This is a genomic window from Microbulbifer sp. NBRC 101763 (assembly GCF_040371615.1).
GTDB lineage: Bacteria > Pseudomonadota > Gammaproteobacteria > Pseudomonadales > Cellvibrionaceae > Microbulbifer > Microbulbifer variabilis.
Genome location: NZ_BAABQV010000006.1, coordinates 235,039 through 261,186 on the forward strand (window position 1 = coordinate 235,039; position 26,148 = coordinate 261,186).

Genomic DNA, 26,148 nt, shown 5'->3' on the forward strand with positions numbered 1-26,148 from the left:
TATGACTGATAACGTAACCAGTCCCCAGCGCGCGGCGGACAACCAGGTAAAGAAGCAAGTATCCCTGGACGATCGCTATACCACCCTTAAAGGCCGTGTGCTTCTCTCTGGCATCCAGGCGTTGGTGCGCCTGCCGATCGACCAGATGCGTATGGATCAATCCCGCGGTCTCAATACCGCGACTTTTATCTCTGGTTACCGCGGATCACCGCTGGGTGGCTATGATTTGCAGCTTTCTCGCGCCAAAAAACTACTGGGGCAGCACAATATTCGTTTCCAGCCGGGCGTCAATGAAGAGCTGGCTGCGACTGCGGTATGGGGTTCCCAGCAAGTGGGTCTGTTTGAAGGCGCTGAGGTAGATGGCGTCTGTGGCATTTGGTATGGAAAGACACCGGGTGTGGACCGCTCCTGTGATGCTTTCCGCCATGCGAATGCTGCAGGGTCCTCTCCAAAGGGTGGAGCCCTGATTGTGGCCGGCGACGACCACGGCTGTAAGTCATCTTCATACCCGGGCCAATCTGAATTTGCTTTCGTAGATATGCATATTCCAGTGCTCAATCCCGCCACTGTGCAGGAGGTACTGGATTATGGTCATTATGGCTTGGAGTTGTCCCGCTTCAGTGGCTGCTGGGTAGCGATGATCACTCTGGCGGAAAATATGGACAGTTCTGCCACGGTAGAAGTGGGCTCGCAGCGTGTGCAGTTCACCTATCCGGAAATCGAGCGCCCCGAGGGGGGCTTAAATATTCGCAAACAGGATAACCCCCTGGAGCAGGAGGAGCGCCTGTGGCGTTATAAGCGTCCGGCAGCGTTGGCTTTTGCCCGTGCCAATAATCTGAACAAAGTTGTGCTGGAAAATCCCGAGGCCAGTCTCGGCATCGTCACTACCGGCAAGGCCCATCTTGACCTGATGCAGGCTTTTGAGGATATGGGGATTGATGAAGGCCAGGCTAAGCAGCTTGGAATTCGGATTCTCAAGGTGGGTATGACTTACCCGCTGGATGTACCTGGCATTCAGGAATTTGCTCGAGGCCTGGATACCCTGCTAGTGCTGGAGGAGAAGCGCAGCTTGATGGAAGTGCAGCTTAAAGAGGAGCTGTATAACGTCCACGTTAAAGATCCCAATTTCCCGCGTATTCTCGGTAAGGTGGATGAACATGACCAGCCACTGATGCCCGCTTACGGTGAGCTTTCACCGGCGATTGTTGCCCAGGTTTTGGGCTTTGTGTTGGGTGACGACAAGTTGGGTGAGCGTGGTCGCCATCGCCTGATGCGCCTCAATGCCCTTTCCCAGCGGATTTCCCAGCAGGCGGGCTCCAGTGTTTCACGCTTGCCCATGTTCTGCGCCGGTTGCCCCCATAACCGCTCAACAAAAGTGCCTGAAGGTAGCCGTGCTCTCGCGGGAATTGGCTGTCACTATATGGCCCAGTGGCTCGATAGGGAGACTTTTACCTTTACTCAGATGGGCGCCGAGGGCGTCAACTGGGTAGGCCAGGCGCCTTTTACCAGTGAAAAGCACGTATTCGTGAACTTGGGTGATGGCACTTATTTTCACTCAGGAATCTTGGCCATTCGGGCGTCTGTCGCAGCCAAGGTAAATATCACCTACAAAATTCTGTTTAACGACGCTGTCGCTATGACAGGTGGCCAGCCCCATGACGGAGAGCTGGCACCGGATATGATCTGTCGCCAGGTATTGGCTGAGGGGGTGCAGAAAGTTGTACTGGTGATGGATAACCCGGATAAATATAAGGGTGCTCTATCTTTCCCTGCCGAGGTGGAGATCCGCCATCGCGATTATATGCCGGCGGTTATGGAAGAGCTTCGCGAAGTTGAAGGTTGTACAGTAATTATCTACGACCAAACCTGCGCTACTGAGCTGCGCCGCAAGCGCAAACGCGGCCTGTTACCCCAGGCAGAGGGGCGCCCGTTTATCAATGAGCTGGTGTGTGAAGGCTGTGGTGACTGCGTGCAGCAATCCAGCTGTATCGCGGTAGAAAAAGTTGCTACTGCCCTGGGGGATAAACGCCGGGTAAACCAGACTGGTTGCAATCAGGACCTCTCCTGCATCAATGGTTTTTGCCCATCGTTTGTTACTGTGAAAGGTGGGCGCCTGGCCAAAGGTGCCGGGGTTGGCGATGTGTTACGCACTGAGGCGGATAAATTATCTGCACCGCAACTACCCGCCCTGGGTGAGCCGTTTAACTTCCTGGTAACCGGTGTAGGTGGAACCGGAGTGGTTACTATCGGTGCTTTGCTGGCAATGGCAGCCCACATTGAAGGTAAGGCCTGCAGTACCCTGGATCAGACTGGCCTTGCGCAAAAGGGCGGGGCGGTTTATTCCCATATCCGCTTTGCTGCAAAGCCTGACGCGTTGCAGGCTGTTCGTATTTCTGATGGTCGAGCAGACGCGCTGATGGCTTGTGACCTGATTGCCGCAGGCAACCTCGCAGCCTGTCTGGCTAAGCTGGATGAAACCCATAGTCGGGCAGTGGTAAATACCCATCTGAGTCCAACCGCTGCTACTGTTTTGGGTCGTGAAGATGCACACTCGCCTCAGGCTGTATTAGACACCTTGAGTAATGCTGTTTGTGAGTTGGAGTCTGTAGAGGCGCATAGGCTCACCAAGTTGGCACTGGGGGATACCCTGGCCGCAAATATCTTTATGTTGGGTTTTGCCTGGCAAAAAGGGTTATTGCCGCTTTCTCAGGAGTCGTTGTTACAGGCTATTGAGCTGAATGGTGTTGCAGTTGAGGGCAACCTGCAGGGCTTTGCCGCTGGTCGCCTTGCCGCTGCTGATTCCAAAACCTTAAACAAGCTACTGGCTCACGACCAAGTCCCTGTTGCTTTACCGCAGGGGTTGGAAGAAGTGGTTGCTCACCGGGTAAAGCATCTCACTGGTTACCAGAATACTGAACTGGCGCAGCGCTACCAAAACCTGGTGGATAAGGTGAAGGCAGCGGAAGTTCTTAAAGTGCCGGGCAATCTCAAGCTTGCAGAGATTGTCGCGCGTAATTACGCCAAACTCTTGGCCTATAAAGATGAATACGAGGTGGCGCGCTTATATACCGATGGCCGTTTTACTCAATCCCTGCAGGAGAATTTCAGCGGCGAAATTGAGTTGGAGTTCAACTTGGCCCCGCCCCTGCTGGCGCGTTTTGACAAGGTATTGGGGCGCCCACGCAAAATGAAGTTTGGCGGATGGATGTTTAAAGCCTTCGGTGTCCTGGCCAGATTAAAATTCCTGCGTGGTACCGTATTGGATGTGTTTGGTTACACTGCCGAGCGCAGAATGGAGCGTGCCTTAATTAGCGAATATGAGGAGTTGGTCGATAAGGTAATGGGTGAGCTGAATGCACAGAACCACGCCGCAGCTATTGATTTACTCAACTATCCAGAGGAAATTCGAGGCTATGGCCACGTGAAAGAGGCCAATCTGGAGAAAGCCAGGCAACAGCGTGATGTGGCTCTCACTCGCTTCGAAAATCCGGTGCGCGATATCAAACGGGCCTCTGAAGTGGAGGTATTTGATCCTGCTAATGCCCAGCAGGTTGGTTAATTATTCATTCTCATTGGGCGGTTTGACGGCTTGCCGTTGAGCCTCCCTCGTTGATAATTACCAATATCCCTGCATGCGAACAGCAAATTGTCGGGTTTGATCTCCAGTAAAGCGGTCATTACCTAGAGTCACATTTAACATGAATCGCACTTTGGGATTGAAATAATAATTAAATCCAAAGACAAAATTTTGAACCGTCATATTGGGAATGTCGCGATTTTCAATCGTGTCGTAGCGGGCCGTCACTTCGAAAGCCCCAGCTGGAGGCCGGGGCTTAATTGACTTAAAAAGACCCTTCTTATAGTTATAGGGTTTGTGTTGCCCGGTTACTGCCCAGCTTCCAGTGATATACCAAGTATGGACACTTTGGTCACCGATAAAACAACCAGTAAGTGGGTCGCAAAAAAAGTTGGGTGGGGCACCAAAAAACTCTTCGAAAGTGAACTCGGAGAGGAAAAAGTCACCGGAGAATCTGCCAATAGCATACTCCGATTGAGCAAAAAAAGGGCCGTAAGTACCAGCCAGTTCCAGACCTAGTATCAGTACATCACCTTCTGGCTTCCCAAGATAAAACTCCTCATCGCCAAATTCCCCAAAGAAGAAAGCGTTTCCGCCTGGGCTCAATGCGACTAATTGCTCTGGGCCGCGGCGGCCGGCATATTCGACTAGGGCCCTCCGAGGAGGAGTGTTTTGATTGGCATCTTCATAACTAAGCGAGGCACCCAGATGTAATGTACTTTTATAGTCATCAATCGGAGCCCAGGTAAACCTGGTTGTGGCGCCAACACCTGAATTGCGGGGGTCGCCAGGATTGCGCAAATTTATCAAATCAAAGCCAAAAGTATGGCAGCACCAGTAGGTATTCCAGCCGATGCCCTGCTGCCTGCCTCGGTTGTCATAGATGCCGGCAGCGGTAGCAAAGGCGCGTTCCATCATGGTGATTTCGTTGGAGGACGTAAGCTCATTAATGGAACGGTTCGGTTTGTAGTTTCCTATTCGGAGCCTTCCATCGAAGACTTCGGTCGCCAAATAAACATCTCTAAGCCCAGCGGTACCGCTAGTGGCAAAGTCCCGTTCGAGCTTATATTCCCATTCCCATAGCTTTCCTTTCATTGCCAGGCGTACCCGACGGAAATCTGTGGTATTTACCGGTTCTTCAAAGTCGTCAATGAGAATGAGGTCTTCATAGTAGCTATCATCTTTATCAAAGAGGTAGGTGTCAAAATGGATGCGACCTCCAAGTTCCGCAGAAAAGTTCCCGTCGTCGGAGACAATTTTGAGCCCCCCTTTCGATTCGGCTTTGTCTGCCAAAGCAGGGGGCGATAGAAAAGCAAAGGCTAAGGCGCAACATAGGCCATAGCATTTCATATGACGCTCCGTATCAAAGCGGTACTTAGCGACCGCGGCGTGTTGTTGCAGTTTAGCAAGTGTGCATGGACCAGTTGTAAGGGAGTCTTAGGTTTTCTCTGTATGTCCCCCGCGCGAGATGAAGCAAAGCTGATTGCTGTTAATAGTTGTTGTCCTGGCGGGAAATGGGGGAAGAAGATTGCCGCCCAAAAGAAACTGGCGGCAAGGTTATTGGGAGGGAGTATCGTCTCGTACTACCAAATAGCTCGACTATTATCCGGTGGGGGCTATATCCGGTCCAGCTTGTATCCGTCCTCTTTGAGCAGCTCCACGATGCTGCCCCCCCCAACTAGGTGTCCTGCTCCAACAATAACAAACAGGGATGAATGGTTTGGCGCTTTTAAGCTGATTCGCTTCGCCATATTTTCATTGCGCTTGAAAAACAGCGTATCGTAAAGCGGTTTGTATTCCGGGTTTTCATTGAGTCCGTCAAGAATAATTAGGTGGTGGAGAGTTTTCTCATCGCCGTCCTTCCAAGCCTTGGTGAGCTTGGGGAGGAAGCTGGATATATCTTCCAGCTGCTCAAGGGTTTGTTGTAACAGAAGAGCTGGGTTGTCCAGGCCATTTAACAGTTGGAACTGCTGTAAAACCCCTTCGAGTTCAACGACCGGTTTGTCATCTTTCTTGGCTTTTTGCAGAAAATGGCGATCTATACCCAGTTCAGGATTGAGGCCATGGGCCTGCATTTCGACCATACTCATGGAAATCATGGCAATTGCAGGGCGCTGGCGAATAAACATAGCCTCCGGCATATTGTGCTTTTGTATCCACTTCTGTAGCTGTTTGTACGTTTCCGGGGGGAGGTCGTCACGTAGATTACGTTCACCCTGGTAGACTGATTCCATCATGATTTTCTGCTGTAGCAGCATATCGCCTTCCGCAGCGAGAATATCGGCTTCTACTGCAATGGCATCGCTCTCGGCATAGGCGCGCTCAATTTGGGGGCGCATGGGGTAGAAGTCTTCTGTAGCTAAGTGGATTGAGCCCAGCAGATAGATAGTCTGGTTCTCTTTGGTGGCCTTCCAGAAGATACCTTGGTCAGTTTCTGCGGCATTTACTAAACCGACAAATAATATGAGAGCGAGAGCTATCGGCTGTGATAAGTAACGATGAATCATTGCTGGTCCCTGATCTTGTTTAAGCGAAAGAATAGTAACACCCTGGAGTAGGCGCTGATACTGGAGGTGACGGCAAAGATAAACTGGCCATATGTGTAGGTTTTCCCGTTGGCATGTGCGGAATTTACTGGGAAACTAAATCAGTGAGAGTCAAAATAGTGACTTTGTTCCATTTTCGCGGTAAACATTTTGAGAATTGTACAAGTTTGGCCTGAGTTAGAGCCTGGAGATGCAGGGAAGGCCGCATTGGACTTTATACAAGCGTTGAGCCAACAGGGGCATGAGCCTGTTGTGATCTCGGCAGGTGGGGCGCTGGTTGCTCGTCTCAAGCTACATGGTATCCAGCATATTCAACTGCCTTTGAATAAAAAGCCCCTCTGGTCACAACCCCTTGTACGGCGTCTTACTCATATTTTGGCCGGGCTACAAGCAGATATCATACATGTGCATGGACGGTTAGCCGCTTTATTGACTTCGCGGGCTTGGCGGCGTATGGATGATGTAAATCGTCCAGGTTTGGTAACCCATGTCGATAGCAATCGTGCACCCAGTCGCCAAGATGCTGGTGTGATTGCCGGGGAGCGGGTTATCGCCACATCCCTTGGAGTGGCTAATCAATTACAGGCGCACTACGGAAAGAAGATGGTCTCGCCGGCCAGTGTTATTCCTTGGGGAGTTAGCGCTAAGGAATTTGATCGTAGCAAACCCATTTCAGGGCAATGGCATTTGCGTCTTCTTAATAATTATCCTCAGCTGGAGGGAAAAAACTGGTGGCTGTATTCGGGGGATTTATCCCTGGAAGGAGAGTTAGGCTTTTTTCTACAGGGACTCGCTTATTCAGTGCGAGGTCGTGAGGATATAATGGGCTTGGTTATTGGCAAGCAACAAAAGGATGATTTGCGTTATATCCGCAAGCTGGAGTTATATGCCCAAGAACTGGGTTTAGAAGGGCGCGTGCTGTTCCTTGGGGCTCGCCAGGACATGCGCGAGCTGTATGCCTCTTCCCAGGTGTTAGTTAGTCTTGCTCGCCCGTATGAGCCATGCGGCAGGAATGCTATGGCAGCGCTTGCAATGGGATGTCCAGTGATTGCTTATAAGGATACGTGTGCGGGGGAAGTGTTGGCCCATTGTTTTCCGGAGGGAATCGTAGAGCGCAAAAATGTAGAAGCTTTATCTGAAGCTGCTTTAGCCTTAACCGATCGTTTAGTAAAAATTGAATTTCACAGTTTTTATAATGAGGATTTAGTTAAACAAACTGTAAACCTTTACCATGAATTACTGGATAGGCCTTGATAATCTATTTTTTTTGGCCTGACTAAAAATTGAAGTGCCCATTTAGAGATGCGAAGTCGAAGCCGGGGTTGGGTGTATTGGTCCTGGCATTGGAGAAGTGGCTATAGCGTAAAGATAGTGTATGGCCACCTGAGAAGCGATAGCCCAAAGCAAAATGCAGTGCGAAGTTTAATTTTGTGCTCATTCTGATACTGCCAAAATGATCGTTACTTAAATAGGATGCGCCTACACCAGCTTCTCCAAATCCGCCGCGAGGTTCATTGCGTGGGTACCAGCGCAGTAGAGGCTTTAATTCAAATATATTTTGTTGCTGGCTTTCGTCGCGATATTTTATTCGCATGTGGGAATAACTACCTTGCCCCCACCATTCCCAAAAATTGTTGTCGAGATTGGATGATGCGAGCAGGTAGGAATAGCTGAAGCCTGCCATTTCTGCGGCTGAGATGGAGTGCACTTGCATCAGCTCACTGCCCAGCCCCTTTCCTGCGCTAGCAATAAATTCTGACTCAGCAAAAGTGAAAGGGGAAATTAAGAGTCCATAAATAAAAAAAGGTGCGTAATTTTTAAGGGTATTACCGCACATACATGAAACCACTGGCTTACGCATAACTTCCGATGTTAACTAATTGAGCTTTATTAAGACTAGAGGGAAAGATGGCGATGGCAAGTTTCAATGATGAGGCTTGCCACCGGCTTCTTCCTTTTTTTCAGCGCCATTGCCGCTTCAGTTGTCGAAGTGCGTCGGAATGCAGTTGTCTGGCCCTTTCCTGACTTAATCCCAGTTGTTCGCCGATGACTCGAAATGAGCAGTCTCTATCGGATACCAGCCCATAGCGAAGATTTAAAACAGTTCTCTGTCTGGCAGGTAGTCGCGCGACAGCTTCACGCAATCGCTCGGCCAACTCCTGGTTGGTTACCAGCTCGTCGGTATTGTAGAGTTCGTCGGCTGGCGCGTAGTCGAGTCGCGTGCTGCTTTGGTCATCGGCAACAGGGTCATCTAACGAGCCGGTGGGCCCAGGCAGCTTTAGTAGGCTTTGGATACGCTCCAGGTCCAAGCCGGTTTGCGTAGCGAGATTTTCATCGGATGCGGGAAGCCCTTGGGCACGGACTTCACCTATCGCTCTGTAGATCGCTCTCAGATCATCCTGGACATTTGCAGGTTGGCGAACCAGGTCCTCATTTCGGCGCAGGGCCAGCTGGATTTCCTGTTGAATCCACCAATAGGCATAGGTGGAAAAGCGATAACCCATTTGTGGCTTAAAGCGCTCTATGGCTTTCATCAGTCCGACATTGCCTTCCTGGATAAGGTCGATAAAAGGAACCGATGGGTTGCGAAAACGCTTGGCAATGGCGATTACCAGGCGCAGATTGCACTGGATCAGCTTTTTGCGCTGTTTTTGGAAGCGCTTTAGCACGCCGTTGAGTCTACTGCGCTCTCTGCGTGGTAGGTGATCGAGGACTAATAGGGCTTCTGTGCGCTCTATGATCAGCCCATGATCATAGGCCCCTGTACTTCCCCGTTGCTCTACACCTTCACTGCGCAATTGCACTAGCTCGGTGCCGTATTGCTGTAGGATGACAATGAGTTTGTCTTCCAGATCTCTGAGCATGCATGTGGTACTGTGTTCCTCCTCAGGAGTTAGCAGCTCGAGTCGATAAAGGTGCTTTAAGTAGCTTTGCATGGGGGTTGTGCCACTCTCAGAGAGTGGCTCCCCAACAGAATGAATCTCTTCGATATCGGGCCCGGCATCAGTGGCCTGGTCGCGATCATCTGCATTGGAGCAGGAATCGGAGAGGGCGTTGTCTGTATCCTTCAGCCAGTCTTCATCCCTTGAGTAGAAATTTTCTCGGGACAAGTGCTCAAACCTTCTGTTGACTGCGTGAACGATATGTACTGGTTGGTCTCTCCAGGCAGCCTGTGGCGCCCATTTCACCTTAACCATAGATGAAAGTTGATTATTGCGCCTTCCTTTCGATGACTAGAAGGTTCTAATTGTCAGGCTTCTTTGAGGTTGGAAGGGCAGCTGATAGGGTCTGCTACTGCCCTTTAGACAAGAAAGGTTGTTATTTAACCCGCTTTACTCGCATTTTGCGACCGCCGTCTGCTTGTTTCATAAAGAAAGAGCCGAGCATGGCACGCTCTACAGTGACTAGATCGCCAGCCCCCCAAAATATGCGTGCACTTCCGCTTTGTTTCCAGATCTGGCCATTGTCTAGCGTAATAATTTTTTTACCATAAGAGTCATCTTGAATTTTGGCGATTTTGGCTTCGATGTACTCTGGAACTTGAAGGGTCGCTTTATGTTCTTGGCCAAAGCTTTGTTTTGCTTGCTGTTCCAAGGATCCACTGAGGCTATCGAAGCAAGCCAATCGATCTTCATCTACTGCTATTGCAGAACAGGTTTCCAGCTGTTTTGTCAAGGAGTTAGCATACGCTATTGGGGTCAATAAAATTAAAGCGAGAGAACAAAGAACCGCTTTCATAATCTTTATTTCATATTATTGCCTAGTGTTAGCGTTATTCTGCCCGACCCAGCAGGGCTGGACAATGAAATTTGTGCGATATTTCACGCTTTTGCCTGAATCTGCGTGGAAAAATAGCCTCACTCTTAAGTCTGATTGATCTATTGGCTAAATCTGACTTGGTATCCAGGGGGGCATATCAACTAAATCCTGGGTATTAATTTATCAATTGGAAAAATTTTATAAATTAAAGCTATCCAGGATTGGAAAATGAAAAGTCTAGTAACTCCAGCAGTCTTGTTTGCCCTTGTGGCCACCTATTTTTGTTATGAGGGCATGCGACTTTCAGTTTCGGGGGCGGCATTAGCGGTAGCGACGGAGTTGGTAGCAGGTCAGTCACTCGAGGGTGGAGCTCAGCAAAATCTCTTCGACAGCAGTGGTAAGGTAGATAAAAAAGCAGAGATTTTCGAGGGTAATGAAATGATGGAGTTTGAAGGGGATATTTTTGCAGATGCCCCTGAGCATGGTGGTACAGAGCGGGATAGCGATCTGGACAAGAAGTCTCCAGGGCAGCGGAAGGGCTAATTAATTTCTTGATTTATGACATAAAAAAACCGAGCTATGCCCGGTTTTTCCAGTTAGCAATATTATCGTTTTTGTGCACTGAAGTGCTTACCACTCTGGCCTAGGCTGTCATCCCCCATCAAGTAGAGATAAGTGGGCATTATTTCTTCGGGAGCTACCACAGACTGGGGGTTTTCGGCTGGATATGCAGTGGCGCGCATAGATGTCCGTGTGGCGCCGGGATTTAGGCTATTTACCCGTATATTTGATACGCCATCCAATTCATCGGCGAGAACCTGCATTAGCCCTTCGGTAGCAAATTTTGATACTGAGTAGGCGCCCCAGTAGGCTCTCCCTTTTAAACCAACACTTGAGCTGGTGAATACAATCGACCCAGCTTTAGATTTTTCCAGTAGTGGTAGCAGGGCTTTAGTGAGTCCAAATGTTGCATTGATATTTACTTGCATGACCTGCTGCCAGGTGGCGAAGTTGTAGTTGGCTAGTGGTGTTCGTTGGCCGAGGAGACTCGCATTGTGTAGCAGCCCGTCCAGTCGGCCAAACTCTTGATCAATTGCTTCGGCAAGGTTTTCGAAATTCTCGATCCGGGCCTCATTCAAGTCGAGCGGAAATATTGCTGGTTGAGGACCGCCAGCTGCTTCAATCTCGTCATATACCATTTCCAGTTTTGCTGTGGTTCGCCCCAGCAAAACTACAGTGGCTCCGTGTGAGGCGAAAGTTTTTGCGGCAGTTTTTCCGATGCCGTCACCAGCACCAGTAATGAGTATTATTTTATCTTTGAGCAGGTTGGTGGGCGCAACATAGTCGCCGGCAAATTCTGACATGAAAAATCCTGATGCTATCGCCAAGCACAAGAGCTGGGCGTTACTGCGCGGGTTAGAAAGTTAAATATAATGTTGTTTAAGCAGGGGCCAGATTTCCTCTACAGAGCTGACCAAGTGATCTGCGCCCCAGTTGGCTGGGTTATCTGATGCATCAATGTAACCATAACTACAGGCGATTGTTGGCATTCCAGCACGCTGCCCCGCAACAATATCCCGCTCGTGATCACCAATATAAACGGCTTCCGAGGGGGCACAGCCAATTTGATTGCATGCCAGGAAAATGGGCTCTGGGTCTGGTTTTGTCTTGCTGACGTGGTCTGGGCAAATCACAGCTGCTGCTGGTGGCAGGTGCTCAAATGCCTGCATTAATGGTAACGTAAATGCCTCGGGCTTATTGGTCACAATGCCCCAGGGGATACTGTTATCCACGAGGGTGTCCAACAAGTTTTCAATACCCGGGAAAGGCGCTGTTTGCTCAGCCAAGTGAGCAAGGTATAGATCCAGAAGGCGCTGTAGCAGACTGCTGAACTCTGGGTCTCCCTCTTCCTTGCCAAACCCCAGTGTTACCAATGCGCGAGAACCATTGGAAACCGTGCCGCGGATTATTTCATCTGGCAGTGGAGGCAGTTGTTCCTGATGCCGTAGTTGATTAAGTACAACAATAAAATCTGGCGCGGTATCGAGAAGGGTGCCATCCAGGTCAAATAAAGCTGCTTTCATTTTATCGTCCGCTTACTCGGGTTTAATGGCATGCACAAGGTAGTTTACGTCGACATCGCGAGAGTTGAGTTTATAAGTGCGAGTTACCGGGTTGTATGTCATACCGGTAATATCCTTTAACTCCAAATCGCTTTCCCTCAGCCAGGCGCCCATTTCTGAGGGACGGATAAACTTGCCGTATTCATGGGTGCCTTTGGGTAGTAAGCGTAGGATATATTCTGCCCCTACTACTGCGAAAAGCCAGCCCTTAGGAGTGCGATTGATTGTCGAAAAAAATAGGTGGCCACCGGGTTTGACAAGCTTCGCGCAGGCGCGGATCACCGATGACGGATCGGGCACATGTTCCAGCATTTCCAGGCAGGTAACGACATCAAAACTAGCCGGTATTTCTTCAGCCAAGTCTTCGACAGCTACCCGCCGGTAATTTACATTTACGCCGCTTTCCAGTGCATGCAGTTTGGCCACATTCAGTGGTGCCTCTCCCATGTCGATGCCGGTAACGTCAGCGCCTCTCTGGGCCATGGCTTCCGTCAAAATGCCCCCGCCACATCCGACATCCAATAGCTTCTTATCCGCGACTGATGCAAGTCCATCGATATAGTTGGCGCGCAGCGGATTGATTTCATGGAGTGGCTTAAATTCGCCCTCTTTATCCCACCAGCGGCTGGCGAGCTGTTCGAATTTGGCAATTTCTGCAGGATCTACATTACTCATGAACTTCTATGCAAACTCCGTCGCTAGTGGCCGACCCTCGCCGGTAATAGGATCACTGGGGGTTAATTCGCGCTCAGCGCGAATGGCCGGCAATTCTATCACGCCACAGTTGTGCTCGCTGAACTACCTCTATTTCGTTCAAGGTTTGCAATTGGCGTTGCTTTAAAAGTTGTCTGCCGGCTACCCAGACATCACTTACATTATGGCCGCCCCCGGTATAAATCAGCTGGGAGATCGGGTCGTGCACTGGCTGTTGCTCAATTCCCCCCAAATTGATAGCAGTAATGTCTGCACTTTTACCAACTTCAAGGCTTCCGGTAATTTCATCAATTCCCAGTGCGCGTGCGCCGTTGATAGTGGCCATTGCCAAGGCTTGGTGTGCGGGTAGAGCGGTAGCTCGGCCGCTGACTGCTTTTGCCAGAAGGGCGGCGGTATTAGCTTCGGCAAAAAGGTCCTGGCTGTTATTGCTGGCTGCGCCATCAGTGCCAAGCGATACATTGATACCGGCGTCTAGAATCTCTGTCGCAGGGCAGAAGCCGGAAGCTAGTTTGAGATTTGAAGAGGGGCAATGCGCTACATGGGCGCCGCTTTTACTTAGTAGCTCGATATCCCTTTCGTTGGTTGCGACCATGTGCACACATAGAGTTTGCGGCCCCATCAGGCCCAGGCGCAAGAGGCGCTCAGTTGGGCGTTCTCCACTTTTCTCTAAAGCGGTTTCTACCTCGTGAAAAGTCTCATGCAGGTGTATTTGTATGGGAACCTGGGCCTCCGCAGAGCATACAGCGATTTTTTCCAGGGTCTGATCCCCCACTGTATAGGGGGCGTGCGGTGCAAAGACCACTTCGATACGCTCATGGGCGCGATAATCATCTCGAAGAGCTAGACCCTTATGTAGTGCTTCCTCACTATGCCGGCTCCAAGGAGTGGGTGCGTCCAGTACAGGAAAGGCGATATGGGCCCGGATGCCACTTTCCCGTGCTGCACAAGCTACGGCCTCAGGAAAGAAATACTGGTCAGAAAATGTAGTGGTGCCAGATCTCAGCATTTCGGCAATGGCATGACGACTGCCATCTGCGACAAATTCTGGGCCCACCCAGCGTTGTTCTGTCGGCCAGATATGTTGCTCCAACCACTCTTTTAACGGGCGGTCATCGGCATAGCCTCGCAGCAATGTCATAGGGGCGTGATTGTGAGTATTAATTAAGCCGGGAATCAAGGCGTGCTGGTTGAGATCTACTTCCTGGCTTGCCTTAAAACGGATCTTGGCTTCTGAGGAGGGCAAGAGTGCCGTAATTCGGCCCTGCTCAATAGCGAGAGAGCAATCTTCGTACACTTTTTGTTCGGGAATCACTGGAATAATCCAGCGTGCGTGGATCAATGTATCGACGGGCTGTGACATAAGTGCTAAGAGGCGGCGGTTAAAGTGGATTCAACTTTAGCGGCGGGGGACTGTTACGGCAACCAGGGATCTAAATGGCGTGAGTGGCTATTCAGATGCCCCCCTCCAACGGCGTCAAACTATGCTAGAATCGCCCGCTTATCCGGGCTCGGTACACATGCCCGCGCTATAAAAGGAACGCCGTAAGCCATGGGCGAATTAGCCAAAGAAATCTCTCCGATTAATATCGAAGAAGAACTCAAGCAGTCTTATCTCGACTATGCCATGAGCGTGATTGTCGGGCGCGCACTGCCGGATGTACGCGATGGCCTCAAGCCGGTACACCGCCGCGTGCTCTACGCGATGAGCGAGCTTAAAAACGACTGGAATAAACCATACAAAAAATCAGCGCGTGTCGTTGGTGATGTAATCGGTAAATATCACCCGCACGGAGACACTGCGGTCTACGACACTATTGTGCGTATGGCGCAGCCGTTTTCTATGCGTTACACCCTGGTAGATGGCCAGGGTAACTTCGGTTCTATCGATGGTGACAGCCCAGCTGCCATGCGATACACCGAGATCCGTATGGACAAGTTGGCCCATGAGCTGCTGTCCGACCTCGATAAAGAAACGGTTAACTTTGTCGATAATTACGATGGTTCCGAGCAAATGCCGGAGGTGTTGCCTTCCCGTGTGCCGAACCTTTTGGTCAATGGCTCCTCCGGTATTGCGGTGGGAATGGCTACCAATATTCCTCCCCACAACCTGGGTGAGGTGATCAAGGCATGCCTGGCTCTGATCGACAATTCCGAGTTGACCGTCGACGACCTGATGGAGTACATCCCCGGGCCGGACTTCCCCACGGGCGCCATCATCAATGGCCGCGCCGGTATTCTCCTTGCCTACCGCACTGGCCGTGGGCGCATTTATGTGCGTGCCAAAGCAGATGTGATCCGCGATGACAAGACCAATCGCGAAACCATCATCATTACTGAGATCCCCTTCCAGCTGAATAAGGCGCGCTTGATCGAGCGTATTGCTGAGCTGGTGAAAGAGAAAAAGATCGAGGGTATCTCTGAGCTGCGCGACGAGTCCGACAAAGACGGCTTGCGCGTAGTGATTGAGCTTAAGCGGGGAGAGCTGGGTGATGTGGTTCTGAATAACCTCTATTCCCAGACCCAGCTGGAAAGCGTCTTCGGTATCAATATGGTGGCCCTGGTCGATGGCCAGCCCAAGGTATTGAACCTCAAAGAGCTGCTCGAGCACTTTATTCGCCACCGCCAGGAAGTCGTTACCCGCCGTACGGTCTACCTGTTGCGCAAAGCCCGCGAGCGCGGCCATATTCTGGAAGGTCTGGCGATTGCCATCGCCAATATCGATCCGGTAATCGAGCTGATCAAATCTTCCGCCACGCCGGCAGATGCCCGCGAGGCGTTGCTGGCTAAAGGCTGGCCTGTGGGCAATGTTCAGCAGTTCCTGGAGCGGGCTGGTGCTGATGCCTGCCGTCCAGATGATCTGCCGCAAGAATTTGGTCTGCGCGACGACGCTTACTACTTGTCCCCGGCCCAGGCTCAGGCAATTCTCGAATTGCGCCTGCACCGCCTGACGGGCATGGAGCACGACAAGCTGCTGGCCGAATACCAGGATCGACTGGAGCAGATTGCAGAATATCTGCATATCCTCGGCAGCTTCGAGCGCCTGATGGAAGTGATCCGCGAAGAGTTAGAGCAGCTGTCAAAGGACTTTAACGATGAGCGTCGAACCGATATCGTTGCGTCTCGCCAGGATCTGACCGTTGAAGATCTGATTACCCCGGAAGACAAGGTAGTAACTATCTCCCACGGTGGTTACGCCAAGAGCCAGCCGCTGACCGATTACCAGGCCCAGCGCCGTGGTGGTATGGGTAAATCTGCGACCCAGGTAAAAGACGAGGACTTCGTCGAGCATCTATTGATCGCCAACTCCCATGACACCCTTCTGTGCTTCTCCAATAAGGGCAAGGTGTACTGGCTGAAAGTCTACGAAGTGCCCACCGCTGGCCGAGCCTCCCGTGGTCGCCCAATGGTTAATATGCTGCCCTTGGAAGAGGGTGAACGTATCAGCAGCATGATGCCGGTCTCCGAGTACGACGAAAATCACTTTATTTTCTTCACTACCGCCAATGGCACCGTAAAGAAAACCCCCCTCACCGCGTTTGCCCGCCCCCGCAGTGTTGGTTTGCGTGCAATTGAATTGGAAGAGGGCGATCGCCTGGTAGCCACTGCGATTACCGATGGTGAGCGCGATGTAGCGCTGTTCACCAGCGCTGGTAAAGCAGCGCGCTTCTCCGAGTCCAATGTGCGCTCTATGGGTCGTGTTTCCCGTGGTGTTCGCGGTATTCGTATGCAGGAAGGTCAGCAGGTTATCGCTATGGTTATCCCTGAAGAGGGTGGCTCTGTGATGATGGCTACTGAGAATGGTTACGGTAAGCGCACAGCTATTAGCGAATTCCCCACCAAGGGGCGCGGTACCCAGGGTGTTATTGCGATCGCGGAAAGTGAACGCAACGGTGCCTTGGTTGGTGCCTGTCAGGTGCATCCGGGTGAAGAGATGATGTTGATCTCCGACCAGGGCACTCTGGTGCGTACCCGTGTTGATGAAGTGTCTGTACTTGGGCGCAACACGCAGGGGGTGCGAGTGATTCGCCTGAAGACTGGCGAGAAGCTGGTTGGTCTCGGTCGCATTGAAGAGACCGAAGATGACGGTGAAGAAAACGGTGGGGAAGAGTGACCCACCGCTCCAGACCACTAAGAAAGGCTGCGTTTATCGCGGCCTTTCTTGCCTTTGGCTCCCACGAAAAACGCTAAAGGCGCGATATCTATCCCCCTGAATGGCAATTTGTGCGTAGACACATCTAGTTGTATTTGAAACCTTTTTTGTATTGTGGAAATCAGCTCATGAGGAAGTTTAATTTCTGTGCAGGCCCTGCCGCTTTGCCGCAGCCCGTACTGGAGCAGGCGCAAAGGGAGTTGCTCGATTGGCAAGGGCTCGGTTGCTCTGTAATGGAGGTCAGCCACCGCTCTCCAGAGTTTGTTGAGGTGGCTGAGCGGGCCGAACAGGACCTCCGCGATCTGCTCAGTGTGCCGAGCAACTACAAAGTATTGTTTCTTCAGGGTGGTGCAACTGGGCAGTTCAGTGCCGTGCCCTGGAATCTTCTCGGCGCTGGGTCTACCAAGGCCGATTTTATTCATTCAGGTCACTGGGCGGCCAAGGCGATTAAAGAGGCTCGTCGCTACGGTGAGGTCAATGTAGTGGCTTCCAGTGAGGATCGAAATTTCAGCTATGTGCCAGCTGCAGACAGTTGGCAGCAAACGGAAGGGGCCGCATATCTACACTACACGCCGAATGAAACGATTGGCGGTGTGGAGTTTGATTATGTGCCGGAGGTGGATTGCCCGCTGGTGGCTGATATGTCCTCGACTATTTTGTCGCAACCTATTGAGGTGGAGAACTTCGGCGTAATTTATGCCGGCGCACAGAAAAATATTGGTCCTTCAGGTATTGCCGTAGCCGTGATTCGTGATGATTTGCTCGATCGTTCAATGGAAAATATCCCCCGCAGTTTGAGCTGGAAGGTGGCTGCTGATGCGGGCTCTATGGATAACACGCCGCCTACTTTTGCCTGGTATCTGTCAGGCCTGGTTTTCCAATGGCTGAAGGCTCAGGGTGGTGTTGAGGAGATGGCAAAGCAGGCCGATGCAAAATCCAAAATGCTCTACAACTTCTTGGATAGCAGCGACTTTTTCTCCAGTCCGGTAGAGGTGGGTAGTCGTTCGCGTATGAATGTGCCTTTCGTATTGGCAGACGCCAGTCTTGATAAATTATTCCTGGAGGAATCCCAAGCTGCTGGACTGTTAAGTTTGAAGGGGCATCGCTCGGTCGGTGGCATGCGCGCTTCTCTATATAACGCTGTTCCTCTGGAAGCGGTGGAGGCTTTGGTGGCATTTATGGCGGACTTTGAGGTTCGCCGGGGTTAAGTGTCGGAAAGGGTAAATAATACTGATGAATTCACGGAAAAGTAGATAGGCGAATGACAGAGGAAACTACTAGTGGCGACCAGCGCTTATTAGTGCTGCGCAACCGTATAGATGGCATTGATGCCGAGATCGCCCAGCTTATTAGTGAGCGGGCGCGCTGTGCGCTGGAGGTTGCAGAGGTGAAAAAGGCAACTGGTGAGGACGCGCTGTATTATCGGCCCGAGAGGGAGGCGCAGGTGTTGCGCAAGGCTATGGAGCGCAATCCAGGGCCCTTGACCAATGAGGAAATGGCGCGATTGTTCCGTGAAATTATGTCAGCCTGCCTCGCGTTAGAAGAGCCGGTCAAGGTGGCTTATCTGGGGCCAGAGGGTACTTTTACCCAGCAGGCCGCATTGAAGCATTTTGGCAACTCGGCCAAAAGCCGCCCGCTCGCCGCTATCGATGAAGTGTTTCGAGAGGTGGAAGCGGGGGCGGTGAGCTATGGCGTGGTGCCCGTTGAGAATTCTACCGAGGGTGTGATCAACCACACTCTGGACAACTTCATGAATTCCAATCTGAGTATTTGCGGAGAGGTGGAGTTGCGGATTCACCATCACTTGATGATCTCGGATGTAACACGGCCTGAGTCAATCACCCGTATTTATTCCCATGCGCAAAGTCTGGCGCAGTGCCGCAAATGGCTTGATGCCCATTACCCCAATGTGGAGCGGGTGGCTGTGTCCAGCAATGCTGATGCGGCCAAACGAGTTAAGGGGGAGTGGAATACTGCGGCGATTGCCGGTGACATGGCGGCTGATTTGTACGGCCTGAAGGTTCTTTCGGAAAAGATTGAGGACCGCCCGGACAACTCCACCCGCTTTCTGATTATTGGTACGCAGCAGGTTCCAGTCAGCGGGGATGATAAGACCTCCCTGATGGTATCCATGCGCAACGAGCCGGGTGCATTGCATGATCTTCTGGAACCGTTCCGTCGCTACAGTATCGACTTGACCCGTGTGGAAACCCGCCCGTCTCAATCAGGTAACTGGACTTATGTGTTCTTTATTGATTTTAAAGGCCACCGGGATGCAGATGGAATCTCTGCAGCCTTGAGAGAGGTTGGGGCTTGTGCCTCCGACTTGAAGGTGCTGGGCTCCTATCCGCGCGGTGTACTCTGATGGAGCAAGAGCAAATTGGCCGGCTGCTGGTTATTGGGATTGGCCTTATTGGTGGAAGTTTTGCTCTGGCGCTAAAGGCAGCAGGTGCCTGCCGGGAGGTTATTGGTGTTGCTCCTAACGCTGAAACCTGTGAGCAGGCTAGAAGGCTGGGCATTGTCGACCGAGCCAGCACCCGTCTCGAGGAAGTGCTACCCGAGCTTGAGCCTGGCGACCTGGTTTTTGTCGCGGTACCCACGCTTGCGGTGGAGTCGGTGTTTGCTCAACTTAAAGGGGCCTTGCCAAATGGGGTAACCGCTACAGATGCTGCCAGCGTTAAGGGTAGTGTGGTAGTTGCGGCAAAAAAGGTATGGGGGCGAATGCCCGATTTCCTGGTTCCGGGCCACCCTATTGCCGGGTCAGAGAAAAGTGGCGTGACAGCGGCCAGGGATGATCTTTATCGCGATCATCGGGTTATTCTTACTCCGCTGCCGGAAACCGATACGAGTCATTTGCAGCTGGTGGAGCTGGCTTGGCAGGCGGCTGGTGCTGAAGTGCTTAAAATGCCAGTGGAGGAGCATGATGAGGTATTGGCGGCGACCAGCCACCTTCCTCATGTCATCGCTTTTAGTCTCGTGGACACTCTTGCGCACGATGCAGAAAATGAAAATATTTTTCGCTATGCAGCCGGTGGTTTTCGCGACTTCACTCGAATTGCCTCCAGTGACCCGGTCATGTGGCGAGATATTATGCTGGCTAACCGGGATGCCATTTTAAAAGCAATCGATCTCTACAGTCTCAATCTCTCATCTTTACGTAGTGCCATTGCCTCCGGCGATAGTGCGGCGCTGATGGGTGTCTTCACCCGAGCCAAAGCGGCCCGGGATCACTTTACAAAAATGTTGGCGAAACAAGCGTATTCAGATTCTATGCAAGCACAGGAAATTACTTTTATTGCACAGCCTGCTGCCAAGGTCACAGGCAAGTTCCGGGTACCTGGAGATAAGTCGATGTCACACCGTTCCATTATGCTGGGCTCCCTGGCAGAAGGGGTGACGCAGGTGGAGGGTTTCCTTGAAGGGGAGGACGCGCTGGCGACTTTACAGGCTTTTCGTGATATGGGAGTGGTGATAGAGGGGCCGCACGATGGTCGGGTAATTATCCACGGCGTGGGTATGCGCGGATTGAAGGCACCTCCGGGGCCCTTGTACTTGGGTAATTCAGGTACCTCCATGCGGCTGCTGGCGGGACTGCTTGCCGGGCAGGACTTTGATGTGACCCTTACAGGCGATGAGTCTCTCTCCAAGCGCCCCATGAATAGGGTGGCCAATCCGTTGCGGGAGATGGGTGCAAATATTGAAACCGGGCCGGAAGGGCGCCCACCGCTTTTGATCAAAGGCGGTAGCCAGCTGGCAGGGGTCAACTACCCGTTGCCGATGGCTAGTGCCCAGGTGAAATCCGCTGTGCTCCTCGCTGGGCTCTACGCTGATGGCGAAACCTCTACTGTGGAACCGGCGCCTACCCGAGATCATACCGAGCGTATGTTGCAAGGTTTTGGGTATGTAGTAGAGCGAAACGGCGCTAAGGCAAGTGTTTGTGGCGGAGGGGCTTTGGCGGCCTGCCGTATTGATGTGCCAGCAGATATCTCTTCCGCTGCTTTCTTTATGGTGGCAGCGGCTATCTCTCCTGGTTCAGATATTGTGCTGGAGCATGTGGGGATCAACCCGACGCGAGACGGCGTAATAAGTATTTTGCGGGCTATGGGGGCTGATATTGAGCTCGAAAATGCACGAGAGGTGGGTGGAGAGCCAGTAGCGGACATACGGATTCGCTATGCCCCACTGCAAGGCATTCGCATTCCAGAAGGCCTGGTGCCACTGGCTATTGATGAGTTTCCGGCCCTGTTTATTGCCGCTGCGTGTGCAGAGGGAGAGACTGTGCTGACCGGGGCAGAGGAATTGCGTGTTAAAGAGAGCGACCGCATTCAGGCAATGGCGAATGGGTTGGCGGCGCTGGGGGTGTCGGCCAGGGCAACCCCAGATGGTATTGTGATTCAGGGTACTGGCGAGAAAAACGTATTCTCTGGTGGGACAGTTGATAGCCTGGGGGACCACCGTATTGCCATGGCCTTTGCAGTGGCATCATTGCGCGCAAAAGATACAATCCGCATCCTTCATTGCGCCAACGTGGCTACCTCATTTCCAAATTTTGCCGAACTGGCGACGGAGGCTGGCTTAAAGCTTCAGTTGGCTTAGGGGGAATTTGGAAACCTCGCAGTTCGCGCAGTTATTTCAGAAGTAGAGTTTTATTAGAAGATATGAGTGATTCGAACAGGCTGCCGCCGGTAGTCACAATTGATGGCCCTAGTGGCTCGGGGAAGGGCACTATAGCCAAGCTGCTGGCGGACCGCCTGGGCTTTACCTTGCTTGATTCTGGCGCCCTGTATAGGGCTGCGGCCCTGGCTGCTCTTGATAAGGGGGTAGACCTGGCTGATGAGGAGGCGCTCACTCAGGTGGCAAAGGCCTTGGATGTTCACTTTGCTGTGAGTGAAGGTAAGCTGCGGGTGGTTCTTGATGGGCGCGAGGTCACTGATGATATTCGGATGGAGCGGGTTAGTATGGCCGCATCATCTGTGGCTGCAATTCCTGGAGTGAGGGCCGCTTTATTGCAGCGGCAGCGAGATTTTCGTCTGTCTCCCGGCCTGGTTGCAGATGGCAGGGATATGGGGACTACGGTGTTTCCTGACGCGCCAGTCAAAGTATTCCTGACAGCCAGCGCCGAGGAGCGCGCCAGGCGTCGCGAGGCGCAGTTGCGGGAGAGGGGTGTTTCTGTTAGCCTCCGCGACCTGCTGGAGGACATCCGTGCCCGCGATGCACAGGATATGAATAGAAAAGCCTCTCCCCTGGCTCCCGCTGAGGATGCGGTAGAGCTCGATAGCACAGGGGTGGGTATCGATGAAGTTCTCCAAAAGGTGCTCGATTTGATACAGGATCGAATTTCGTCCTGAAGTTTGAGCAGCACATAGTTTACTAACGATAACGGCCGGGATCAGCCAGAATTGCCCGGCCGTTGTTGTAATCCGACCCGCGTGCTGGCAACGCGGTTGGGGTCACGGCTGGCGGTTGACTAAACTCAACAGTTACCAACGGCTGGGCCCAGCACTATAGGTAATGTAATGAGCGAGAGCTTTGCTGAACTATTTGAAGAGAGCCTGAAAAGCGTTGAAATGGCACCGGGCGCTATTGTAACCGGTGTTGTAATTGACGTAGACAAAGACTGGGTAACCGTTCACGCGGGCCTGAAGTCTGAAGGTGTTATCCCTGCCGCACAGTTCGCCAATGACAAGGGCGAAGTTGAGCTGCAGGTGGGCGACGAAGTACAGGTTGCCCTGGAAGCTGTGGAAGACGGTTTCGGTGAAACCCGTCTGTCCCGTGAAAAAGCCAAGCGCGCTGAAGCCTGGAAAATCCTCGACGCAGCCCACGCAGCTGACGAAGTGGTTAAAGGTGTTATCAGTGGCAAGGTTAAGGGTGGCTTTACTGTTGACGTTGCCAATATCCGCGCATTCCTGCCCGGCTCTCTGGTTGATGTTCGTCCGGTTCGCGACACCGCGCACCTGGAAGGTAAAGAGCTCGAGTTCAAAGTTATCAAGCTGGACTCCAAGCGTAACAACGTTGTTGTTTCCCGTCGCGCGGTAATGGAAGCTGCGACTTCCGAAGAGCGTGAAGCACTGCTGGAAAGCCTGCAGGAAGGCATGAGCATCAAGGGTATCGTGAAGAACCTGACCGATTATGGTGCTTTCGTGGACCTGGGCGGTATCGATGGCCTGCTGCACATCACCGATATGGCTTGGAAGCGCATCAAGCATCCGAGCGAGATCGTGAACGTTGGCGACGAGATCGAAGTAAAAGTATTGAAGTTCGATCGTGAGCGCAGCCGTGTATCCCTGGGCCTGAAGCAGTTGGGCGAAGATCCTTGGGTATCCATCAAGCAGCGTTACCCAGAAAACAGCCGCGTGAAGGCGGTTGTAACCAACCTGACCGACTACGGCTGCTTCGCCGAGCTGGAAGAAGGTGTGGAAGGTCTGGTACACGTTTCCGAAATGGATTGGACCAACAAGAACATCCACCCGTCCAAAGTTGTCCAGGTGGGCGACGAGGTAGAGGTGATGATCCTGGATATCGACGAAGAGCGTCGTCGTATCTCCCTGGGTATCAAGCAGTGCCAGGAAAACCCGTGGGATGCCTTTGCGCGTAAATTCGCTAAGGGTGACAAGATCTCCGGTAAGATCAAGTCCATCACTGATTTCGGTATCTTTATCGGTCTCGACGGCAGCATCGACGGTCTGGTGCACCTGTCCGACATCTCCTGGAACGAAGCTGGCGAAGAAGCCGTACGCAAGTTCAAGAAAGGCGACGAAATCGAGACTGTTATCCTGGGTATCGACTCCGAGCGCGAGCGCATCTCCCTGGGTATCAAGCAGCTGGAGTCCGATCCGTTCTCCGACTACGTTTCTACCAGCGACCGCGGCAGCATCGTTGTAGGTACTGTTAAGGAAGTTGACGCTAAGCAGGCAGTAATCACCCTGGCGAACGAAGTAGAAGGCGTTCTGCGCGCTTCTGAAATCAGCCGCGATAAGGTTGAAGATGCTCGCAATGTCCTGAAAGAAGGTGAAGAGGTAGAAGCTAAGATCACCAGTGTGGATCGCAAGAACCGTGTGATCAGCCTGTCTATCAAAGCCAAAGACCAGGATGACGAGAAGCAAGCTATCAAGGATCACAGTAAGAAGCAGTCTGAGCAGGTTCAGCCCGCTACTATCGGTGACCTGATCAAGGCGCAGATGAACAACAAAGACTGATTATCTTTGATTGTTTAGAGCTCCAGATGAAGCATTTGGAGTGACCCGAAAGCCGGACTGGGGTTGCCCAGTCCGGCTTTCTATTAGATGATTGCTGCTCTACTCCAAAATAATCAATGACTTAGAAAGGTTGCGGGGCACATGACCAAATCCGAACTGATCGAAAGGATTGCGTTGAGGTTGGATCAGCTGCCGGTAAAGGATGTAGAGCTGGCAGTCAAAGTTATGTTGGACTCCATGTCTGACGCGCTCTCCCAGGGGGAGCGGATAGAAATACGAGGTTTTGGTAGTTTTTCATTACATTACCGGGCACCACGTACAGGGCGGAACCCTAAAACCGGGGATGCCGTGGACTTGGCGGGCAAATATGTTCCTCACTTCAAGCCTGGTAAGGAACTGCGCGACAGAGTCAATCGGAGTATGCACGATGAGGCAGGGATCGGGGTATGATTACACCTCGGCAGCGGCTGATTGTGATTCGCTCTGCATCATGTGATTTTCCTGAATAGTCTCTGTGGCTTTTAATAAAGCTATCTAGTGGAACGTGGAGGTTCCCTTGTCATTCTTGCGTTGGTTGATGCACGTTTTTCTTGGCTTTGTGGCCCTTCTGTGTGTCGCCCTCGGCATCTATATATCAGTGGAAAATCCCCAAATTATTTCACCGGTTATCGCAGGGTACTCCCCATTTTCTGGCAGTGTGGGAGTTTGGCTTATCGCAATGCTGCTGTTGGGGATTTTGCTGGGAGTTTTGGCTAGCCTACTGCCTCTCTTTACGCAGCGTCGCCGGGTAAGGGGGTTGAGTAGACAGTTAAAGAAAATGGAGCGAGAGCTTCAGGCTGCTCACCGCAAGGTATCCGGAGACTGATTTGCTCGATTTCGCCTATTTCTTTTTCCTGCTGGCAGCCATCGCCATAGGCTGGATGCTGGGGCGAGGCAGCTCCAAAAAGAAGCCGGACTTCAGCGAGCAGGAAGAATCCCTGGCTCGTTCCTATGCGCAGGGGCTGAATTACCTGCTCAGCGAACACCACGACGATAGTATTGATAAATTTATTGACTCGCTTGAGGTCAGCCCGGCCACTTTTGATACCCATTTGGCATTGGGGAATCTTTTGAGAAGGCGGGGTGAGTACGATCAGGCAATAAGAGTGCACCAAAATTTGTTGGCGCGTCCCAGTCTATCCAGGCAGAGTCAGCATAAGGCTCAATTTGAACTGGCTTGTGATTATATTGCTGCGGGGTGGCTCGACCGTGCTGAACGCCTGCTGCAGGAACTGGTAGAAACTTCCCAGGAGCTGCGTACAACCAGTCTTGAGCACTTAGTAGAAGTCTATCGGGATGAGCGCGAGTGGGCCAAAGCAATTCATGCCGTCAACTTGTTGCATGGCCGCCGATTTAAGCGCTTATCTGCTGATTGGGCGCCAGTGCAGGCACATTTTTGCTGTGAGTTGGCAGAGGAGGCGATTGCTGCTAAGGACTACCTCAGTGCGCGTAAACATTTAGATGCAGCCCTGGGGTATGATCGCAGTTCAGTGCGGGCCTGTTTGCTTTGGGCGCGCCTGGAGTATCTACTCGGCAAGCAGCGTGATGCCATCAAGGTCTTGCAGAGGATCCCCAAGCAGAGCCCTGACTATATTCCGGAGATTCTGGAGCTTCTCCTGACGTGTTATGGAGAGCTTGGTGATGGCCGAGGCCTGGATCGGTATCTGGAGTCCCTCCTAAAGGAGCACCCCTCGAATAGCGTATTAATAGCACTGGCTGAGCGAATCCAGGAGCAGGATAGCGAAGCCGCTGCGGCAGCGTTTATGGGTAAGCAATTGGCTTTGCGCCCTTCTTTGCGAGGGCTGGGGCGTTTTCTTGATTTGTATATCGGCACAGCACAAGGTAGAGCGAGAGAAAATCTCTCCCTGTTAAAAACGCTGGTTGATCAATTGATCGCAAACCGCCCCCATTATCGATGTAGTAATTGTGGTTTTTCCGGCAATCAATTGCACTGGCTGTGTCCCAGTTGCAAGCACTGGGATTCTGTCCGCTCGGTCAAGGGTATTGAAGGTGAGTAGTTCCGGCTTCTTGTCTTTTGCTCAAT

General features: G+C 51.9%; 21 protein-coding genes. 12 read left to right on the forward strand and 9 right to left on the reverse strand.

Going from position 1 to position 26,148, the window contains the following annotated elements:
- The first annotated feature begins 1 nt into the window (after position 1).
- The gene (locus tag ABWV76_RS16310) at positions 2 to 3,559 is read left to right on the forward strand and encodes an indolepyruvate ferredoxin oxidoreductase family protein (RefSeq protein ID WP_353376612.1); all 3,558 of its coding nucleotides are present in this window, start codon (positions 2 to 4) and stop codon (positions 3,557 to 3,559) included.
- A gap of 57 nt (positions 3,560 to 3,616) precedes the next feature.
- Here ABWV76_RS16310 and ABWV76_RS16315 read toward each other — a convergent pair whose 3' ends face one another.
- Both ABWV76_RS16315 and ABWV76_RS16320 read right to left on the reverse strand, forming a co-directional pair.
- Positions 3,617 to 4,927: an OprO/OprP family phosphate-selective porin gene (locus ABWV76_RS16315; protein ID WP_353376614.1), complete on the reverse strand. Its 1,311-nt coding sequence runs from the start codon at positions 4,925 to 4,927 to the stop codon at positions 3,617 to 3,619.
- A gap of 266 nt (positions 4,928 to 5,193) precedes the next feature.
- Entirely contained in the window at positions 5,194 to 6,084 is an 891-nt protein-coding gene (locus ABWV76_RS16320) for a TraB/GumN family protein (protein WP_353376615.1), read from the reverse strand.
- 189 nt (positions 6,085 to 6,273) lie between these two features.
- Between ABWV76_RS16320 and ABWV76_RS16325 the strand changes: the two genes are divergently transcribed.
- The gene (locus ABWV76_RS16325) at positions 6,274 to 7,377 is read left to right on the forward strand and encodes a glycosyltransferase (protein WP_353376616.1); all 1,104 of its coding nucleotides are present in this window, start codon (positions 6,274 to 6,276) and stop codon (positions 7,375 to 7,377) included.
- Positions 7,378 to 7,399: 22 nt separating this feature from the next.
- Here the strand turns inward: ABWV76_RS16325 and ABWV76_RS16330 are convergent, their stop codons facing one another.
- From ABWV76_RS16330 to ABWV76_RS16340, 3 genes are all read right to left on the reverse strand, one after another.
- Complete coding sequence (locus ABWV76_RS16330; protein WP_157533489.1) at positions 7,400 to 7,984, reverse strand: acyloxyacyl hydrolase; 585 nt, start codon at positions 7,982 to 7,984, stop codon at positions 7,400 to 7,402.
- 100 nt (positions 7,985 to 8,084) lie between these two features.
- Positions 8,085 to 9,233 (reverse strand): sigma-70 family RNA polymerase sigma factor, encoded by a 1,149-nt coding sequence (locus tag ABWV76_RS16335; protein WP_040628847.1) that lies wholly within the window; start codon positions 9,231 to 9,233, stop codon positions 8,085 to 8,087.
- 208 nt (positions 9,234 to 9,441) lie between these two features.
- Complete coding sequence (locus tag ABWV76_RS16340) at positions 9,442 to 9,861, reverse strand: hypothetical protein (RefSeq protein WP_282952937.1); 420 nt, start codon at positions 9,859 to 9,861, stop codon at positions 9,442 to 9,444.
- 249 nt (positions 9,862 to 10,110) lie between these two features.
- On the opposite strand from ABWV76_RS16340, the gene ABWV76_RS16345 reads away from it, so the two are divergent.
- Positions 10,111 to 10,425: a hypothetical protein gene (locus ABWV76_RS16345; RefSeq protein ID WP_020413370.1), complete on the forward strand. Its 315-nt coding sequence runs from the start codon at positions 10,111 to 10,113 to the stop codon at positions 10,423 to 10,425.
- 62 nt (positions 10,426 to 10,487) lie between these two features.
- Here ABWV76_RS16345 and ABWV76_RS16350 read toward each other — a convergent pair whose 3' ends face one another.
- The 4 genes from ABWV76_RS16350 to ABWV76_RS16365 form a co-directional block, all read right to left on the reverse strand.
- On the reverse strand, positions 10,488 to 11,246 hold the full coding sequence (locus ABWV76_RS16350; RefSeq protein WP_282952938.1) for a YciK family oxidoreductase: 759 nt from the start codon (positions 11,244 to 11,246) through the stop codon (positions 10,488 to 10,490).
- A gap of 60 nt (positions 11,247 to 11,306) precedes the next feature.
- Complete coding sequence (locus tag ABWV76_RS16355) at positions 11,307 to 11,966, reverse strand: HAD family hydrolase (RefSeq protein ID WP_020413368.1); 660 nt, start codon at positions 11,964 to 11,966, stop codon at positions 11,307 to 11,309.
- 12 nt (positions 11,967 to 11,978) lie between these two features.
- Positions 11,979 to 12,680, reverse strand: a complete 702-nt coding sequence (gene ubiG / locus ABWV76_RS16360; protein ID WP_020413367.1) for a bifunctional 2-polyprenyl-6-hydroxyphenol methylase/3-demethylubiquinol 3-O-methyltransferase UbiG — start codon at positions 12,678 to 12,680, stop codon at positions 11,979 to 11,981.
- A gap of 73 nt (positions 12,681 to 12,753) precedes the next feature.
- Positions 12,754 to 14,079: a TRZ/ATZ family hydrolase gene (locus ABWV76_RS16365; protein WP_282952939.1), complete on the reverse strand. Its 1,326-nt coding sequence runs from the start codon at positions 14,077 to 14,079 to the stop codon at positions 12,754 to 12,756.
- Between the two features lie 189 nt (positions 14,080 to 14,268).
- Between ABWV76_RS16365 and gyrA the strand changes: the two genes are divergently transcribed.
- The 9 genes from gyrA (at position 14,269) to lapB (ending at position 26,122) form a co-directional block, all read left to right on the forward strand.
- Positions 14,269 to 16,830, forward strand: coding sequence for a DNA gyrase subunit A (gyrA, locus tag ABWV76_RS16370; protein ID WP_020413365.1), 2,562 nt, complete (start codon positions 14,269 to 14,271; stop codon positions 16,828 to 16,830).
- Positions 16,831 to 16,997: 167 nt separating this feature from the next.
- A complete protein-coding gene (gene serC / locus ABWV76_RS16375) occupies positions 16,998 to 18,077 on the forward strand; it encodes a 3-phosphoserine/phosphohydroxythreonine transaminase (protein WP_353376617.1) in 1,080 nt (359 codons plus the stop codon).
- A 53-nt stretch (positions 18,078 to 18,130) separates the two neighbouring features.
- Positions 18,131 to 19,234, forward strand: a complete 1,104-nt coding sequence (pheA, locus tag ABWV76_RS16380; protein WP_353376618.1) for a prephenate dehydratase — start codon at positions 18,131 to 18,133, stop codon at positions 19,232 to 19,234.
- A complete protein-coding gene (locus tag ABWV76_RS16385) occupies positions 19,234 to 21,465 on the forward strand; it encodes a bifunctional prephenate dehydrogenase/3-phosphoshikimate 1-carboxyvinyltransferase (RefSeq protein WP_353376619.1) in 2,232 nt (743 codons plus the stop codon). Before pheA ends, ABWV76_RS16385 begins: the two co-directional genes overlap by 1 nt.
- Before the next feature lie 62 nt (positions 21,466 to 21,527).
- Positions 21,528 to 22,217, forward strand: a complete 690-nt coding sequence (cmk, locus tag ABWV76_RS16390) for a (d)CMP kinase (RefSeq protein WP_282952942.1) — start codon at positions 21,528 to 21,530, stop codon at positions 22,215 to 22,217.
- 168 nt (positions 22,218 to 22,385) lie between these two features.
- Complete coding sequence (rpsA, locus tag ABWV76_RS16395) at positions 22,386 to 24,065, forward strand: 30S ribosomal protein S1 (RefSeq protein WP_020413360.1); 1,680 nt, start codon at positions 22,386 to 22,388, stop codon at positions 24,063 to 24,065.
- 141 nt (positions 24,066 to 24,206) lie between these two features.
- Positions 24,207 to 24,515 carry an integration host factor subunit beta gene (gene ihfB / locus ABWV76_RS16400; RefSeq protein WP_020413359.1) on the forward strand — a complete coding sequence of 103 codons (309 nt, stop codon included), beginning with the start codon at positions 24,207 to 24,209 and terminating at the stop codon, positions 24,513 to 24,515.
- Between the two features lie 106 nt (positions 24,516 to 24,621).
- Complete coding sequence (locus tag ABWV76_RS16405) at positions 24,622 to 24,930, forward strand: lipopolysaccharide assembly protein LapA domain-containing protein (protein ID WP_245556689.1); 309 nt, start codon at positions 24,622 to 24,624, stop codon at positions 24,928 to 24,930.
- 1 nt (position 24,931) lies between these two features.
- Complete coding sequence (lapB, locus tag ABWV76_RS16410; RefSeq protein WP_020413357.1) at positions 24,932 to 26,122, forward strand: lipopolysaccharide assembly protein LapB; 1,191 nt, start codon at positions 24,932 to 24,934, stop codon at positions 26,120 to 26,122.
- Positions 26,123 to 26,148 lie beyond the last annotated feature (26 nt).

What these genes read in the sequence shown, in the direction of transcription:
- ABWV76_RS16310 (WP_353376612.1), top strand. Translation starts at nt 2, where the DNA reads ATGACTGATAACGTAACCAGTCCCCAGCGCGCGGCGGACAACCAGGTA.
- ABWV76_RS16315 (WP_353376614.1), bottom strand. Translation starts at nt 4,927, where the DNA reads ATGAAATGCTATGGCCTATGTTGCGCCTTAGCCTTTGCTTTTCTATCG.
- ABWV76_RS16320 (WP_353376615.1), bottom strand. Translation starts at nt 6,084, where the DNA reads ATGATTCATCGTTACTTATCACAGCCGATAGCTCTCGCTCTCATATTA.
- ABWV76_RS16330 (WP_157533489.1), bottom strand. Translation starts at nt 7,984, where the DNA reads ATGCGTAAGCCAGTGGTTTCATGTATGTGCGGTAATACCCTTAAAAAT.
- ABWV76_RS16340 (WP_282952937.1), bottom strand. Translation starts at nt 9,861, where the DNA reads ATGAAAGCGGTTCTTTGTTCTCTCGCTTTAATTTTATTGACCCCAATA.
- ABWV76_RS16345 (WP_020413370.1), top strand. Translation starts at nt 10,111, where the DNA reads ATGAAAAGTCTAGTAACTCCAGCAGTCTTGTTTGCCCTTGTGGCCACC.
- ABWV76_RS16350 (WP_282952938.1), bottom strand. Translation starts at nt 11,246, where the DNA reads ATGTCAGAATTTGCCGGCGACTATGTTGCGCCCACCAACCTGCTCAAA.
- ABWV76_RS16355 (WP_020413368.1), bottom strand. Translation starts at nt 11,966, where the DNA reads ATGAAAGCAGCTTTATTTGACCTGGATGGCACCCTTCTCGATACCGCG.
- ubiG (WP_020413367.1), bottom strand. Translation starts at nt 12,680, where the DNA reads ATGAGTAATGTAGATCCTGCAGAAATTGCCAAATTCGAACAGCTCGCC.
- ABWV76_RS16365 (WP_282952939.1), bottom strand. Translation starts at nt 14,079, where the DNA reads ATGTCACAGCCCGTCGATACATTGATCCACGCACGCTGGATTATTCCA.
- gyrA (WP_020413365.1), top strand. Translation starts at nt 14,269, where the DNA reads ATGGGCGAATTAGCCAAAGAAATCTCTCCGATTAATATCGAAGAAGAA.
- serC (WP_353376617.1), top strand. Translation starts at nt 16,998, where the DNA reads ATGAGGAAGTTTAATTTCTGTGCAGGCCCTGCCGCTTTGCCGCAGCCC.
- pheA (WP_353376618.1), top strand. Translation starts at nt 18,131, where the DNA reads ATGACAGAGGAAACTACTAGTGGCGACCAGCGCTTATTAGTGCTGCGC.
- ABWV76_RS16385 (WP_353376619.1), top strand. Translation starts at nt 19,234, where the DNA reads ATGGAGCAAGAGCAAATTGGCCGGCTGCTGGTTATTGGGATTGGCCTT.
- cmk (WP_282952942.1), top strand. Translation starts at nt 21,528, where the DNA reads ATGAGTGATTCGAACAGGCTGCCGCCGGTAGTCACAATTGATGGCCCT.
- rpsA (WP_020413360.1), top strand. Translation starts at nt 22,386, where the DNA reads ATGAGCGAGAGCTTTGCTGAACTATTTGAAGAGAGCCTGAAAAGCGTT.
- ihfB (WP_020413359.1), top strand. Translation starts at nt 24,207, where the DNA reads ATGACCAAATCCGAACTGATCGAAAGGATTGCGTTGAGGTTGGATCAG.